This window comes from Mucilaginibacter gossypiicola (assembly GCF_900110105.1).
Classification (GTDB): Bacteria; Bacteroidota; Bacteroidia; order Sphingobacteriales; family Sphingobacteriaceae; genus Mucilaginibacter; species Mucilaginibacter gossypiicola.
In genome coordinates, this window is the sequence record NZ_FOCL01000003.1 from 252,474 (window position 1) to 267,926 (window position 15,453).

At 40.4% G+C, this 15,453-nt stretch carries 9 protein-coding genes; 3 read left to right on the forward strand and 6 right to left on the reverse strand.

Going from position 1 to position 15,453, the window contains the following annotated elements; all coding sequences use genetic code 11:
* Positions 1-210 precede the first annotated feature (210 nt).
* The 6 genes from BMX50_RS10805 to BMX50_RS10830 all read right to left on the reverse strand — a co-directional run bounded on the left by BMX50_RS10805 (position 211) and on the right by BMX50_RS10830 (position 12,254).
* Positions 211-2,784 (reverse strand): DUF4132 domain-containing protein, encoded by a 2,574-nt coding sequence (locus BMX50_RS10805; RefSeq protein WP_091210537.1) that lies wholly within the window; start codon positions 2,782-2,784, stop codon positions 211-213.
* 1 nt (position 2,785) lies between these two features.
* Positions 2,786-3,184: a hypothetical protein gene (locus tag BMX50_RS10810; protein ID WP_167667869.1), complete on the reverse strand. Its 399-nt coding sequence runs from the start codon at positions 3,182-3,184 to the stop codon at positions 2,786-2,788.
* 292 nt (positions 3,185-3,476) lie between these two features.
* Entirely contained in the window at positions 3,477-4,295 is an 819-nt protein-coding gene (locus BMX50_RS10815) for a tyrosine-protein phosphatase (protein ID WP_091210538.1), read from the reverse strand.
* A 70-nt stretch (positions 4,296-4,365) separates the two neighbouring features.
* On the reverse strand, positions 4,366-6,000 hold the full coding sequence (locus BMX50_RS10820) for a SusD/RagB family nutrient-binding outer membrane lipoprotein (protein WP_091210539.1): 1,635 nt from the start codon (positions 5,998-6,000) through the stop codon (positions 4,366-4,368).
* 26 nt (positions 6,001-6,026) lie between these two features.
* Positions 6,027-9,401 carry a SusC/RagA family TonB-linked outer membrane protein gene (locus BMX50_RS10825; protein WP_091210540.1) on the reverse strand — a complete coding sequence of 1,125 codons (3,375 nt, stop codon included), beginning with the start codon at positions 9,399-9,401 and terminating at the stop codon, positions 6,027-6,029.
* Between the two features lie 279 nt (positions 9,402-9,680).
* Positions 9,681-12,254 (reverse strand): BamA/TamA family outer membrane protein, encoded by a 2,574-nt coding sequence (locus BMX50_RS10830; protein WP_091210541.1) that lies wholly within the window; start codon positions 12,252-12,254, stop codon positions 9,681-9,683.
* A 346-nt stretch (positions 12,255-12,600) separates the two neighbouring features.
* On the opposite strand from BMX50_RS10830, the gene BMX50_RS10835 reads away from it, so the two are divergent.
* The 3 genes from BMX50_RS10835 to BMX50_RS10845 all read left to right on the forward strand — a co-directional run bounded on the left by BMX50_RS10835 (position 12,601) and on the right by BMX50_RS10845 (position 15,451).
* Positions 12,601-12,900, forward strand: coding sequence for a hypothetical protein (locus BMX50_RS10835; protein WP_091210542.1), 300 nt, complete (start codon positions 12,601-12,603; stop codon positions 12,898-12,900).
* A gap of 648 nt (positions 12,901-13,548) precedes the next feature.
* On the forward strand, positions 13,549-14,613 hold the full coding sequence (locus BMX50_RS10840; RefSeq protein WP_208864684.1) for a UDP-N-acetyl glucosamine 2-epimerase: 1,065 nt from the start codon (positions 13,549-13,551) through the stop codon (positions 14,611-14,613).
* Between the two features lie 10 nt (positions 14,614-14,623).
* Positions 14,624-15,451, forward strand: coding sequence for a glycosyltransferase family protein (locus BMX50_RS10845; RefSeq protein ID WP_244280943.1), 828 nt, complete (start codon positions 14,624-14,626; stop codon positions 15,449-15,451).
* The last annotated feature ends 2 nt before the right edge of the window (positions 15,452-15,453 follow it).

Here is a 15,453-nt window from a genome sequence, read left to right on the forward strand (position 1 = left end):
AATAGTTTAGCCACCGCCATAACAAATCAGGTGGGATGTTATACGGAGTGCTTGTTCAAATTGTTCAGATAAAACGCGGCAATTATTAACTTAATAGAAATTTTATTTCAACTTAAAACAAATAAACCAAAAAATATATTTAAATTAACTTCAGTGAAACTAATTTACAACTAAGAAACTTTATGTTTTTATATTGAGAGAAAGACCAGATTATCTGCCGATCTGGCTTAATATAGTTGGGTCTTTTATTTTATCATCGTCGGCCAGTAAAAAAGCTTTACTTATGATAACTGAAAGTCCGTTATCGCCTTCAAAAGGAAGAAATACATTTTCGGTTATATTTTTCTTTGATTGATCAGGGACTATACACAAATATTGATCATTAGGCTCCATTAAAATATTGGTACTTCCTAAATGAATCTTATAAATGCGTTTTTTCCCTGTTACCACCAGGAATTTATCTTTTATTTCGGCAACTTTGGCAATTTTCAAACGCGGAAGCAACCGCTCAAGAATTTCTTTTCGGCCCTTTGCTATTTCAGTAAGTTCACCAAAGGAGTATGACTGCCAGTAATTACGATAATCCGGCAAACCACCATTATCGCGCCAGTTTGGATCATTTCCAACGCTGGCAACCCCCACAAAAAGATCAACATCGCGCATTACTTCCGAAAACAGTTCAACTGGTATGTCTATCAGTTGCGCAGTTCCTGGTTGTGTTGCATAATTAAATCTTACCTGATCTGTAGCTATATAATTGAATATACCACTACGGTTTAAGCTATTTTCGCCCTCAACGGCATTAGTCCAATATTCAGCTATCATATTAAATGCGGGTAATTTGATGCTGGCAATTCCATTGGCGCCGTTATCAAATCCGCCCTGTATAGTATATTTCCAACCTCTTACGCCTGCCAGCGAATTAAACTGGTGCTGTTTCAGGATATGGCCAGCCATACGGTTGCTATAGGTACGCGTATTTATTTCAGCATCTGTAAGGAGGTATACTTCCCTGAAAGCCTGCTTTATTGGTTGCTGTATCTGTTTATCCAGAAAAAAAGTACGCCATTCGCTCACTGTTTCTGCTGATACCGTTGACGGATGCCATAGTGAAACCGTTTCGGCTCCGGCTACGTCAACCATTTTCCCTAAACGGTTTACCCATGCCCCGTCCCACCAATAACCTTCGGTTTCAATTTCGTTGCTACCAAACTTCCATATAAGGTCGCGGCTTAAATACGAAATCAATCCATGATTAAAATAATAAGTATCGAAGTGGTTCCGGCTTAATTTGCGTCCCTGCTTAAAGCTGGCATCGATACGGTCGCGCTGAGCATTCAGGCTCAATTCAATTTGCTTTGCGGCAAGTTTAATCTCTTTTAATTCGACCGGATAACTCTCTTTCACATAAACAGGTTCCGATTTTTGCGATGTACCGTCGGCTTTAATCCAGCTTAGGCTTACCTTTCCAATTTTTTCAATACGCAAAACGGCTTTAAACTCCCCAACTATAAAAGTGCGTTCGTGATTCACCAATTCATGATCATCTATTGCAAGATCCTCTATATCATCAACAGGCAGGTTTCTATCTTCGGCTGCTTGTACGAGGTACTTTTCAATCAGGTTAAGAGTACTTGCCAGCTTAATCTTTACCTTAAGCCGCGATAAATGCCCAATCCCCTCCAATCCTTCTGTTTTATATAAAGTATATAAACAGGCGTTGCCAATTGCCGTTGAGGTTTGACCATGTCCCGGTATTTTACGATAAGCCCTGTCTGCCAGCATAGCAATACGGTTAAGCAGGATATTGTCCTTTAGCATAGCACATAACCATATCAAACCTTTAAAACATTCCGTTGCCGGTGCAGAAAGGAACTCATATTTTACCACATCATATGTGGCATATCCATAATCTACAGAACTTGCAACCTGCTTTTCTTTAAGATTTATCAAATGATCGAGCCAGGGAATAAAGGCTTGCTTGAATTTTTCCAACCCCAACTGATCAAGTATGGTTTTCCCATCCTGCAGATATTTTTTTGACGGTTTGGCGCTCCCTGCTTTTTTTGCTGCGTCAATAAGCTGGTACCAGATATTCCTTTCCTCGCCGGGTAGCGAAGCAATATCTCTATTAATTATCTTAGGAAGTTCATCGCCACCCGGAAAAAGAGTAACCTGAGCTTTACCAGTTGGCGACAATATTATCAGGACCTGTTCTCTAAGTCTGGAAGTTTCTAATTCATCGTAAGCATTACTTGATGCTCTTAGTTTAATTAGCAATTTTTCTAATGCATCAGCAACAACCGGCGACGGGAGCCTGGCTTCATATTTTTTTTGAAGCTGGTTAAGTATTCCTTTGAGCGGGACTTTTACCCCCCAGTATTTTTGGCTGTACGAAACTGCTGTTTTGATGATATCTGCAAAATCATCATCATCCATTTCAATACGCATTTTAAACAAATGCTTCAGAAAAGCTTGACGGATCGAGATCAATTGATATGTCCGATTGTCGGACGACAAGGACCTGGCCGCTCTGTGATAGTCATTTACTACTTTAACCGAATGAATAATAAAAGCTGTTTTATCCTTATCAGATAATGAAAGTATCTCTTGTTTAAACACTTCCGATTCGGCAGCCTTAAAATTCCACCACCACTTATCATCTTCAAACTCGTCCCTTGTCCGGTTTATGACATCATCAAAAAACACGTCCTGCTCACTCATTAGTCCTGTAGCCACTGCGGCTTTAGGTAAAAACCTTTTAAACAGATCGCTAAATCCCATATCAACCTCCTACAAGGGGTGTTAGTTTAATGAAACTTACTGTACTTTCATTATTTACCAGTATTTCTTCTTCCAACGACTCTGCCTGCCGATTATCGATCAGCACAAAAAAGCCATTTTTTTGAAAAGCATCGAGCGCGGTATACACCTGCTTTTCGGCATCTATCCTTTTTACTTTTTTTATTTTGAAACCGTTTAAAAATGCTTCTGCATCTGTTGGTTGCACCAAACCGGTGAATGTTTCGGTGAGTTTATCGTTATAGGCCTCAACCTCGGCGTAAACCCTCGCCTCAATGATATCTTTTATCGTTAAGCGCTCTCCGGATACGGCAATCCTTATCTCATTCAATATTTTACCGGCGAAGGTTTCGTCGGTTATTTTAAGGTTTATGGTGCTCATTTAACGTTATTTTAACAAGCATTGAAGTTATGTATTGCTTTTAACTAAAGCAATAATTGGGCCTATAAATTAATATAATACTTGCAATCATTTAATACCGGCACTCATATGCTTGATGTGAATGCCGGTATTTTTACCGCCTGGCATTCGGCAACCTACAACTAAATAAAACGTCGCGACTTTCTTAAACAATACATTATCGCTCCGGGCGAGCCATTAACAACCTCGATAACAGGCAAACTTACAGTCAATTCGTTCACGCTGGCTTTATAGCAACAATATCTAAGAATATCTATTCTAAAAACTTTGCTTTAAGTTCCGTGATATTCTCATCAGTTAAACCTACCTGTGTTTTGAGGTAATTATCAACAGAGCCATACTGTTTTTTGATTGCGGTAAACGTGGCATCAAGGTATTCTTTTTTAACGGCAACCACATCTTTGGCAACACCTTCGTTAATCTTCATAAACTGAACCATTTGTTTAGCCATTTTTTCGTTTTCGGCAGCACGGTAATAGTTTGATGCTTCATAATCGTTCATAATGGTTTCATAAGGAACACCTAAACTATATAACAATAATGCAGCGCCAATACCTGTGCGGTCTTTACCTGCGGTGCAATGAAATACAAGGCTTTTATCTTCGGGCATAGCCAGCAGTTTACCGAAAAATGGTTTATATCTATCGGCCAGATACGTTGTATTGCTGTAGTAATCTACCATGATCGAATCGCCGTGGGTTTTGCCTTTAAAGCTTTGCATCATATTGCCTACATTATCGCTACCGGCAGGGCATAGAATATAATCGGTGTTAGGGTTCATGCGGTCGGGCGCTTGTTTTGATTCCTGCGTACCACGTAAATCAACATCATAAGCAATCTTACGTTCGGCCAACGTAGCCAGATCCTGATCTGTAAGCTTGCTCATATCGGCACTGCGATATATTTTGCCCCATTTTACGTGATGCCCGTCTTTAGTGGTATAGCCACCCAAATCCCTGAAATTTACAGCCCCTTGTAGTTCCACCTTACGTTTGGCGCTATCTGCAACCTGTGCGCTAACACTGCTGTAAAGTGCAATAATGGCCAGTGCTGATAAAATTATTTTTTTCATATCCTTTTAAATTATAAAACAGGGACACTTGTAAGTGCCCCTGTTAAGGTTTTAGTTTAGTTATTTTTTATTACTTGGTTAACCAGGTGTCTTTAGTAAGGTCGTCTGTACCGCCGAACTGCGATGCAAGTGCAGCCTTATTGTTTGCTGCGTTATATGCACCCTCAGAAACAGGGTACTGCCAGCGACGCGGGATCAGGTTATTTGGAGTTCCAATACCACTACCACCCTGCGTAAATGCAGGTATGCCGGTTCTCCTGAAGTTGTAGAAAGCTTCCCATCCTGAGTTATTGAACATAGAAATATATTTCTGTGTAAGGATTTGAGTTAATCCAGCCGCGTTATCGCCTGCATAAACAACTTTAGCCAAAAATGAAGGGATATCTACTGTAGCGGTACCCCATGGATCACCTTGCTTAATGTTTTTAGGGTTAATTGAAGTCTCGGTTGATGCGATTGGGAAGGTAATAGTTAAAGACTGGCCGTTGGTTAAACCGTATAATGCCAATGAAGCATTGATACCGTTATTGTACCAGGTTGCCGCGCTACCTGTAGCCCATCCCCTGTTTATACCTTCTGCAATGTTGAAACACATCTCAGAGTAACCGATAAACACAAACGGCTCTGCATTTGCACCGGTTGACGAAACATAATAACGGGTGTAGTTACTGAAAGAGTATATACCGTTGTTTGAGTTGGTTAACAAGGCCGGTTGTGCCTGGTTCATATCAGAACCAACATAGGCCGAGAAATCACTGAAAGTTTTGCCACCGCTGATCTGTAAAGGAGCCGGCGTAGAGGTTACAAACAAACGCGGATCTGATGTTGCAGTTTCAATATTGATATAAGTACTGCCTGGATTAGCATAGTTGTTATACGGATTTAAACCCAAAGAAAAAGTTGAGTAACGGTTAACAGCGTTAAAACGGTAAACCAGGTTATCACCGTTTCCGGTCATGATCGGATACTTGGTTGGGTTACCTAATATAGCTGCAAACTGTTGAGGAATCTGCAGATCGGTATTATCTGTAGCGCGTTTGCTCAGGCTGATCAGGATACGCAGACGGTAAGTATTGATCACTTTTTGCCATTGCTGATAAGTAAGGTTAAAAATATCACCCTGATTTGCATCGATAGCGGTATTGGCAAGGCTTGGATTAGCAGTTACCAACGCGCCAATTAATGTATTGGCTGTTTCTAACTGGGCAAGTGCAGCTTTGTAAACATCGTGCTGCGTATCATATTTAGGTGTAAGGTTTGTAGGATCACCCGCTTGAGAAAACGGGATGTCACCTACTCTTTGGCTCAACCAAATGCCAGAATAAGCTTTGAAAAACTCACCTAAAGCATAATATTTATTGGTTTGATTGCCCAACTGAGCAGTAGCCTGCTGCTCAAGTTTAAGCGTGTACTTCAATATATCATAACTATCAGATGTATTACCAAAGTTATAAGTATTGGTCCCCCTATAATATGAATAGTTAGCAACTATATATTGATCAGCAACTGCGGTATAACCGAAAGGTTGCTCATCACTACGGCTCAGCGTTGCAGTTATATGGTTCAATAGCAACGATAAAGGTACTATTGAATTTGAGCCAGCCACGTTGGGGTTATTAATCAAATCCCCTTTCTGACAGCCGGTTATTGATACCATGCCCATTGTTAACAACAGGGCAAATGGGATTAATGATTTTATTTTCATAAATTTTCTTTAAATCAATGTGATAATTAGAATGTTAAATGGATGTTGAAACCGTAACGACGGGCTGTTGGGCTTTCAAGGTCGCTTCCGCCATTTCCACCAACTAAACTACGATCTGACGCATTATAGCCTGATGCAAACTGGTCAAGGTCAATATCTTTACGTGCTGCAAAATAAAGCAGGTTTCTGCCCACAACCGAGAAGGTTACTTTTTTAATAAATGAACCTCTTAACATACTTGCAGGTAATGAATAACCTAAACTTGCTTCACGCAATTTTGCATATGAGCGGCTAATCATATAGTACTCATCAAAATTGCCGCCGATACCACTCGATACATAGCTCTGTACTGTTACAGGAATTGTATTAGGAGCAAAAGTCAGGTCTTTTAAGTTAGCTATCTGACCGCCAACAAATATTGGTGTACCGCTTACAATGTGAACACCAGGGCCAACGTATGATGGCGTTGCACCTACGGTACCTTCATTGGTACTTTTCCACTCAGCTAAACGGGCTGCACCGAAAGCACCGGTAGCAGTTTCCAGATCGGTACCACCATTCATTGCCTGGTAGTAAGTTCTGTCGTAAATTTTACCACCGATACGGCCATCAAACTGGAAGCTTAAAATAAAGCCTTTGTAAGTGAACGTGTTGGTAATACCAAATGAGAAATCAGGGTTAGCATAACCTAACAAGCCCTGGTTGCTGATACCACCCGGAGAAGTAAGAGGCACACCACCAGATACTTTACCGGTTGCATCAACCGAATAAGTGTTAACGATATTACCGTTACCGTCTCTTACGAATTTGGTACCGTAGATAGCGTCAGGCCTGTCGCCAACAACATAGTTATGGTTGTTTTGCTGTAAAGTTGATACACCGTTATAAATTGATTTAATAGTTTCTTTGTAAGTTGAATAGTTTACGTTAACATCCCAGTTAAGACCATTAGGGTTTTTCAACACAGAACCCATCAACTCAACCTCGAAACCTCTTTTACGTGTAGTTACACCATTTACCAATTGGTTTGTGTTGCCTGTAGAGGTAGCTACACCCAATGGAAAAATGTTAGGACCATTCTCGGTAGTAAAGTAAGTACCATTTAAACCTAAACGGTTTCCTAAGAATTTTGCATCAAAACCAGCTTCGTATGATTTAACGTCGAAAGGTTTGATCTTATCGTTTGAAATTGTATTTGATAAGGTAACTGAAGGTGTACCGTTATAGAAAGTTGCGGTAGCAATAGGCGACGCATTCAAATATGTTGGACCATTATACGGAGTATACAACTCTGTGCCATAACCTAATAACCCTGTAACCGGTTTTGAGTTCCAACCGGTACCCAATGCAGTTGAATTTAAAGCATTGTATGAAGTACCGATAGTTGGTGAAGTTAAACCACCCTTAACGTCGGCAAATGAACCACGCACTTTTAAGAATGAAATAAACTCAGGTAATTTGATGTAGTCAGTAACAACACTGCTGATAGCTACTGATGGATAGAAGAAAGTGTTATTACCTGAAGGTAATGTTGACAGGTGGTCTACACGGTTGGTAGTATTGATGCTGAAATAATTTTTGTAACCAAAATCAAACGAGTAGTAACCGCTATATACCTGCATTTTTGAATCAAAATTGTAGATATAAGGTTTACCTGCCGAGTTATTAAGATTGTACACCCCTGGCAAAGCTAAAACCTGAGTTGTACCCCAGTCAGATTTGTATGAGAATGACCTTGCATTACCACCCAGTAAGCCTGAAATATTCCAGTCACCAAATTTGTGGTTGTAAGTAAATGTCAAATCGGTATTGTTATCTAACAGGTTACGGTCATCCTGTCTGTAATCGCCGTACCAGCCAAAAGTATACCATGAAAGGTATTGGTTAAGGTTAGCGCCTGCAGGTACCTGCTCGGTATTTTGCTCATCATAAGTATTTAAAGCTTCGCGTAAGCTAACATTCAAATCCTGAGTGATTTTGTAGCTCAATTTTAATGAACCGTAAATAGTTTGCTTGGTTCTGCCTTTAAGCCATTTATCGGCAATAAACCAGGGGTTATTTAAACGACCGTATTCCTGGGCGTACTGTTGTAAACCCGGAACACCCTGCGGGCCCTGATAGATATTTTTCAGCGCGTTTACATCATAATCTGCAGAGCCGTATACCTTAAACATGTATACATAACTTTGCGGGCTATAATCAACGTCGGGAATGTTTGGCGAATACAATTGGTTAAGGTTCAAATCACCTTCAACACGTAATTTGGGGGTAATATCGTAACCGGCAGCAATCTTAAAGTTATCGATATTTAATTTAGTGTTAGGGAAATCACCTTTCTGGTAAGTGTGGCCATAAGAAATATGCATATCATAGTTTGATCCGCTGGCCGCTATAGATAGTGAGTTGGTATTGGTGATACCAGTTTGCACAAAGTTTTCAAAGTTTTTTGCACCTCGCGCTAACCAAGGTGTTTTTTGCCTGATACCTGTTGCGGCATCATAAGGGCTGTCATATTGTTGTGTTTGGAAAACACCATCAAAACGAGGGCCCCATTCTGGCAAACGCTGCGTGTTATCATACAATACGTTGCCGTAAGTATAGGCGAAGTTGCTACCACGGCCATACTCGGTTTGGCTTTTTGGCAATACAAGGAAGCCTTTTTCCAGCTCTGTAGTGCTATTGAAATCTACCTGCCAGCCTTTTTTATCCTTTGAACCTCTTTTAGTGGTGATGATGATAGCACCATTAATACCGCGAAAACCATAAAGAGCTGCCGCGTTAGGGCCTTTGAGTACAGTGTAGGTTTCTATGTCATCAGCGTTGTAGTCATAAGTATCAGAGTTCACGGGCTCACCGTCAACAACGTATAATACATCTTTACTACCGCGCAGTACCACAGTTGGCGCACCTGCAAACTCGGCATTTGCACCAATGCTTAAACCTGCAATTTTACCGGCCAGTGAGTTTAAAGGGTTGGCATCACGGGCAGTTGTTAAAGCATCACCTCTAACCTGCGATTGTGAGTAGCCTAATTTTTGAAATTCCTTTTTTACACCTAATGCTGTTACTACAACTTCGGATAGCGCTTTTGTATCAGATTTTAAATTAACAGAAAGGTAAACTTCTGTTCCTATTACTACCTCCTGGGTAGCAAAGCCAATAGTATGGAAAACAAGCGTTTGGCCTTTACTTGCCGAAATGGTAAAACGACCTCCTTCGTTGGTAAGGCCGCCTTGTTTGGTGTCTTTAATTGTCACGCTTACACCCGGAAGCGGCTGATTGTTATCGTCTAAAACGATGCCTCTGATTGTTAAGGTTTGAGCTTGCAAGCTACTATAAGTGAACATGCAAACAATCATAACCAGTAGCAATCGTGAAATTTTAAGTAAATTTTGTTTCATTGCAATACAGTTAGTTTGCAACAAAACTATCCTCGCTGTATTAAGAAAGGATTTTCACATTAACAACATAGGAATAAGGATTCATGAAGAAATGTATTTTTCGAAGGTATTTTACTACTTAATGTTAAATATTCCTTAATTCTTTTAACATTCATACAATTTGGCACACACTCAACCTAACTCACTCAAAACCAAACAATAACACAAAAGGGCCGAAATCTTTCTGGTGAGATTCCGACCCTTTTCTTTATAGTTTACAAAGGCTTTCGCCAGGGTTAATTACAACCTAAAATTAAGTGATATATAAGGATACCAACCTTCGCTTGAATGGCCGGCCAATATTTGTAATACCGTTAAACTTGCAGGTGCAAAATATAAGCCACCGCCTGTACCTGTGTGCCACTTATCTGAATGCTCGTCCTCAATCCAAACCCGGCCGGCATCATAAAAACCTACCAGGCCTAACTGGCCGGGTATAATATAGCTGGCGATGTCGGCAAGCTTAATGCGTCCCTGCAAATTATTAAATACCATATGCTTGCCTGCAAAACGGTTTTGCAGATAACCAAGCAGGTTGCCCTGCCCGCCTAAAAACATCGACTGATAAAAAGCAGGTTTACCAAAACTTACACCACCGCCAACACGATCGGATAATACAATAGCACCTCCGGGCGTTAGCTTTTGATAATAAGTAAACTCCGGCTTGATCTGTACAAATGATTTGGAATAACTATTAAGCCCTTCATAACCCTGTACCGTTACAGTAAAATAATACCCTTTCGTAGGCAGGATATTATTATCCCGCTGATTTGTAGTATAATTTATCAGTGCGCCAAGATGTGCTTTATCTTTTCCAACTGTTAAGCTATCATAAGAGTTAATAAGCGATGTTTGGTTGATGAACCGCCCGGTATTTTGTGAAAGATCGAGATGATAAAACTGAAATGAAGGACCAACGCTGATATCACTGTTTTTACCGGTATGCCAGCGCAAAGCCGGATCAAACTGGTAAATATCATACCGCGTACGGTAGTAAGTGCGATAACCCGGAAATTTATTTAAAGGACTTTCATTACCCAGGCCAAAAAAGTTCACCGTATTATCAGGCGACTGGATGTTGGCCTGCATAATAAAATCAGCTTTGCCGATGGCATCTATCCACTCCCCCCTGTATTTGATCCTGAAAGCATCAGTAGCAAACGAATGGGTTATCATTACCTGTTGCAATGTTGAATAAGGCAACTTCCTGAACCCGTCATGACCGGTATATTGAAAACCCAGGCCAAGTAAAAAACCATCGTCCTTATTTAATGCGGCGGTTGCAAGGGGCATCCACACATTATATAAGTTAGTTGGTAAAAACTGAGTATTTGATGTATCGTTTGAAAGATGTTTATTTAATTGGCCAACATTGCCGGTAAAATTGGTACTATCTCTCCGTCCGTAAAATTTTATTGTTTGTGCCGATTGCTTAATCTCAACAGTTTTACTGCCCACACTATCAATCAATCTTAACTTAATAGGCGAATTGGCATTATCAATAACGATGCGGTCATCTCCGGCAGAAACATACAACCTTATTTCTTTAGTAATCTCGGGCTTGTATACCATATCCATAAACTGATCTTTGGTTTCGCCATCTTTATTTAGTTTATTAATTGTTATACGCATAGCCTTGTCCGGGGCGTCGGCAACGGTGATCAGCTCGCTTTTATCGGTAGCGCGGATATCTACTATCCTATTCGCAAACTTATAATACTCGCTCATTGCTGCCGGTATATTATCACGGCGTTGTTTTAATATAGCAAGCAACTCATTATGCCTCAATTTATAGCTTTCTGCGGGCAGCCGTTTTAAACTCTCTTCAAGTACGGCATCTGTTTCTGCTTTAACAAACTCATTGGCAATCTGCATCCACCGCTCGTAGCTTATTTGCGCATCCGGGTATTGTTTCATGAACCTTGTTTTGAACAGCGAATATTTTACATGCGGAATATCCCCGGTAAAATCTTCAAGTAAAGGATCTATCCATGGTAGCGCAGCAATACTCGGAAACACACCCTGAGTAACATGAAATACCTGATCACGATCACGTGGTACAGCTGTATAGGTTTTACCTTTACCATTTTTAGTGTCAGCCCAGCGCCACTGATCTTCGTGCCTGTCCCAATCCCCCATCAAAAGATCAAGCATGCGGGCCCGTAAAAAGCCTTCTCCGTCCAGCCTGTTATCAAAACTTTTAAGCAGCTGCCCTTCCATTTTAAGGGTATTATCTGACGAACCGGTAGGCTCCCTCTCCTCTATCAAACATACAGTACCAACAAATAACTTGCTGTATTGTCCAAGGGCAGGGTCTTCAGCCACAACCCCTATAACCGGGTTAGCATGCGGCACGTGCACAGCTTCTGCAAGGGGCGGTACAATCAAAGCCGAATATGGGTGCTGGCCACTAAACTCGTCGCCAACCCAATCAACAGCAAAGGTGCCTTGCAAATTTTCGGGTAGTAGTTTATCCGGTGTTTTTTCAACACTGCGCAATACCCATTCGCGGCCGGTTTTATCTTCCAAACGTAACGACTTTGATTCCATGCCACCACCCTGTTTAATAGGAGATAGTCCACCATTTATTTGCGATAGCTTTATAACCGGAAGCTTCACTTTCATGGCCCAGTCTTTACGATAATTTTCGCCAAACAGCCAACGGTGAATCCCGCTTACATCATCATATGAAGTATGGACACTTACAACTGTGCTGTCCGAAAATTTTTGCCAGGCCGATGGCGCAATGGCCTGGGCATTAGCATACACAGCCGAACCTGTAAGGAATAAAAAAGTGAGTATCTTTTTTGTCATGAGGTAATGTGTTTAAGATATAGGGACTTAAAATACAATAAACTAAACCGCTAACAAGAGCCATACCAAACACACAAACAACTAACATACAATAACTTAACAATAGTCAACATAGAAACAAGTGGCGATATATCGTTATTTGTTAAAAGATAGTTCTGAATAACACAATAACATAGTTGTTATGGTAATAGCTTTTAAAGCTCTTGCGCAGGTATAAAAATAATCAATCTGCAATCATTTCACATATAAGCCCGGCGGTTATGTTATTACCTTCCTGATATTGACCTATAAACATTTTGAAGATAAACAGTTTCGATATAGCAAATTTTATTAGTTTTATGACTATATGACCCGCAATGATAAATCGCCACACATCCTTAATGCAGCATCAAATTTACTGGGGCTATGCTTTGTCGTGCTTACTTCGTTAAAATTCCTGAAGCTTTCCGAACGGACTTATATTGACGAAACGGTAACTATAGCGCTTGTTTTCTTTATGCTAAGCTGCATACTTTCTTTTCTTTCCATCAGGGGAAATATTAAACCAGGAGGCCGTTCAGAAGCGGTGGCCGATTACCTTTTTCTTAGCGGGATGATTGTACTATTTATTACCGCTATGCTGATCATATTTAAGGTAATGGTTTAGTCGGTCTGATAACCCAATTATTTTTTAAAAAAGCTTGCCTAACCACGCTGGTTGTCTGCATAAATGCCCATATTATGCCGGGGCATAATCCTTTATTTAGGTGCGCGGTTTTTTTCCTGGCCAAACCAGCAAAATTAGCTTTTTTCATTGTTGGAAAATACTTTGTAAGAAAAATTTTGCAATAGTGTAAACTTGATTGTAACTTGTATTTCAGTTAACCTTACTGCATTTTATTATATCTTACTATTTCTCTCCTGCGCTATAACGCTCTGTTTAAAGTAATTAACAGTGCGTATTGTTTGTTAATAAATAATTTACTGCATATCACGGCTTAACGATTTGATAACTTAGGGTTCTCATTATTTAAAAATTGCCCTCCTACATTTATCAAATCATAAGTTTTAGCCGGATATGGGCATGGTTGCAACCACTTGTTTAAATTCTGGATAAGGGATTTGTAAAGTGTTTGCAGCTACAATATTTTGATACTTGATATGATTATTATTCAACCTGACAATATTACTGTGCCTGTCGACCGATTCATTTTCACGACTAATAATTGCTACAGAATCTTTACAAAATCGGGTTATACCTTAATGCCTTTCACAAACAAAATTTCAGGGATCTATTGCTAATTGAAATAAAAGGATGAAGAAAATATTATTCATTACCGGTTCAATTAACCAAACCACGCAAATGCACCAGATAGCCAATGAGCTGCCTGAATTTGATTGCTGGTTTAGCCAGTTGTTTACTGATAACACCACATTAAATAGTATTATAAATAAAACCACCCTCCTTAGTGGTACCGTGCTTTCCAACAAATTCAGATTAATTTCTGAAGACTATCTTCAAAAAAACGATTTGCAAATTGACTTTGGAGCAAAGAGAAACCACTACGACCTTGTTGTATTTTGTACCGACCTGATTGTGCCCCCACGCATGCGCAACATTAAAACCATTTGGGTGCAGGAAGGTATGATTGATCGTTATACCCCCTGGAGCAGTGTTGTTAAAGCGCTAAAGCTTCCTCCTACACTTTGCGGCAATACTTCGCTAAACGGATCATCAAACATATGTGATGTTTATTGTGCAGCGTCAGAAGGTTACAAACAATACTTTAAGGGCAAAGGTACCCACGAACACAAAATTGTGGTAACAGGCATGCCAAATTACGATAACCTGGTTCAACACGTTAATAATGATTTTCCGCATCATAACTATGTCATGGTAGCCACTACCGATATGCGCGAAACCTTCCGCATTGAAAACAGGATTGCCTTTATTAAAAAGGCAGTAAAAATTGCCGATGGTCGCCCATTGCTCTTTAAGCTTCACCCCAATGAGAATGTAGAGCGTGCAGAAAAAGAAATATACGCTAATACACCGGCCGGTACATTGGTATACAGCAAAGGCAATACTAACCACATGATAGCTAATTGCTGCGAGCTCATTACCCAATACTCAACCGTAGTTTATACGGGTATTGCGTTAGGTAAAAAGGTTCATTCGCTTTTTGATGTCGATGAGCTTAAAAGACTTGCACCAATACAAAACGATGGGGTATCGGCAAGAAATATCGCTGCCATTTGCCGCGGTTTCTTAAACCACAGCGGCGATAAAAAAAGCTTTGACCCACACCTGGCTATGTATAAATACCAGCTTAGCAAGCCAGAGCCGCAATTAACCGAAGAACTAATAGCTAACTGGTAATCATTTTACCGTGAAACATAAAATCTTAATAGTAGTACAGGCCCGCATGGCATCAAGTCGGTTGCCGGGTAAAGTGATGCTGCCTATTTTAGGTAAAAGCCTGCTGGCAAGGATGATTGAACGACTCAAAATGATCAGCCATGAGGCAGAAGTGATCATTGCCACATCCGAAACCCCAGATGATGATATCATCATCAATGAAGCCATTAACATAGGTATCCCTTATTATCGCGGCAGTCTGAATAACCTGCTCAACAGGCATTACCAAGCGGCAAAACTTCATCATGCGGATGTTGTATTAAAGATCCCGTCTGATTGCCCGCTGATTGATCCGCGTATTGTTGATCATGTATTGGATTACTTTTTTGCCAACAGGAACAACTTCGATTTTGTAAGCAACCTGCACCCGGCAACTTATCCCGATGGCAACGACGTGGAGATCATGACCATGGAATGCCTCACCAAAGCATGGGAACAAGCAAGCCGGGAACTGGAGCTGGAGCATACCACTCCTTATATATGGGAAAATCCGCAATTGTTCAAGATTGGTAACGTAACCTGGCCTGCCGGTTTGGATTATTCCATGTCGCACCGCTTTACGATTGACTACGCAGAAGACTATTATTTCATAGAGCGTGTATTCCGCGAATTATATGCCGATAATAATCAGTTCTCGTGCGATGATATTCTTAACCTGCTAACTCAAAAACCCGAGATCTATAACATCAATGCACAATATGCCGGGGTAAACTGGTACAGGCACCATGTAGATGAGTTAAAAACAATTACAGCTGCCCAAACCAAACAGGCACCCACAAAAAACTTACAGGAATTATAACA

Coding starts and splice junctions, on each gene's coding strand:
- BMX50_RS10805 (WP_091210537.1), bottom strand. CDS start 2,784: ATGGGATTTAGCGATCTGTTTAAAAGGTTTTTACCTAAAGCCGCAGTG.
- BMX50_RS10810 (WP_167667869.1), bottom strand. CDS start 3,184: ATGAGCACCATAAACCTTAAAATAACCGACGAAACCTTCGCCGGTAAA.
- BMX50_RS10815 (WP_091210538.1), bottom strand. CDS start 4,295: ATGAAAAAAATAATTTTATCAGCACTGGCCATTATTGCACTTTACAGC.
- BMX50_RS10820 (WP_091210539.1), bottom strand. CDS start 6,000: ATGAAAATAAAATCATTAATCCCATTTGCCCTGTTGTTAACAATGGGC.
- BMX50_RS10825 (WP_091210540.1), bottom strand. CDS start 9,401: ATGAAACAAAATTTACTTAAAATTTCACGATTGCTACTGGTTATGATT.
- BMX50_RS10830 (WP_091210541.1), bottom strand. CDS start 12,254: ATGACAAAAAAGATACTCACTTTTTTATTCCTTACAGGTTCGGCTGTG.
- BMX50_RS10835 (WP_091210542.1), top strand. CDS start 12,601: ATGACCCGCAATGATAAATCGCCACACATCCTTAATGCAGCATCAAAT.
- BMX50_RS10840 (WP_208864684.1), top strand. CDS start 13,549: ATGAAGAAAATATTATTCATTACCGGTTCAATTAACCAAACCACGCAA.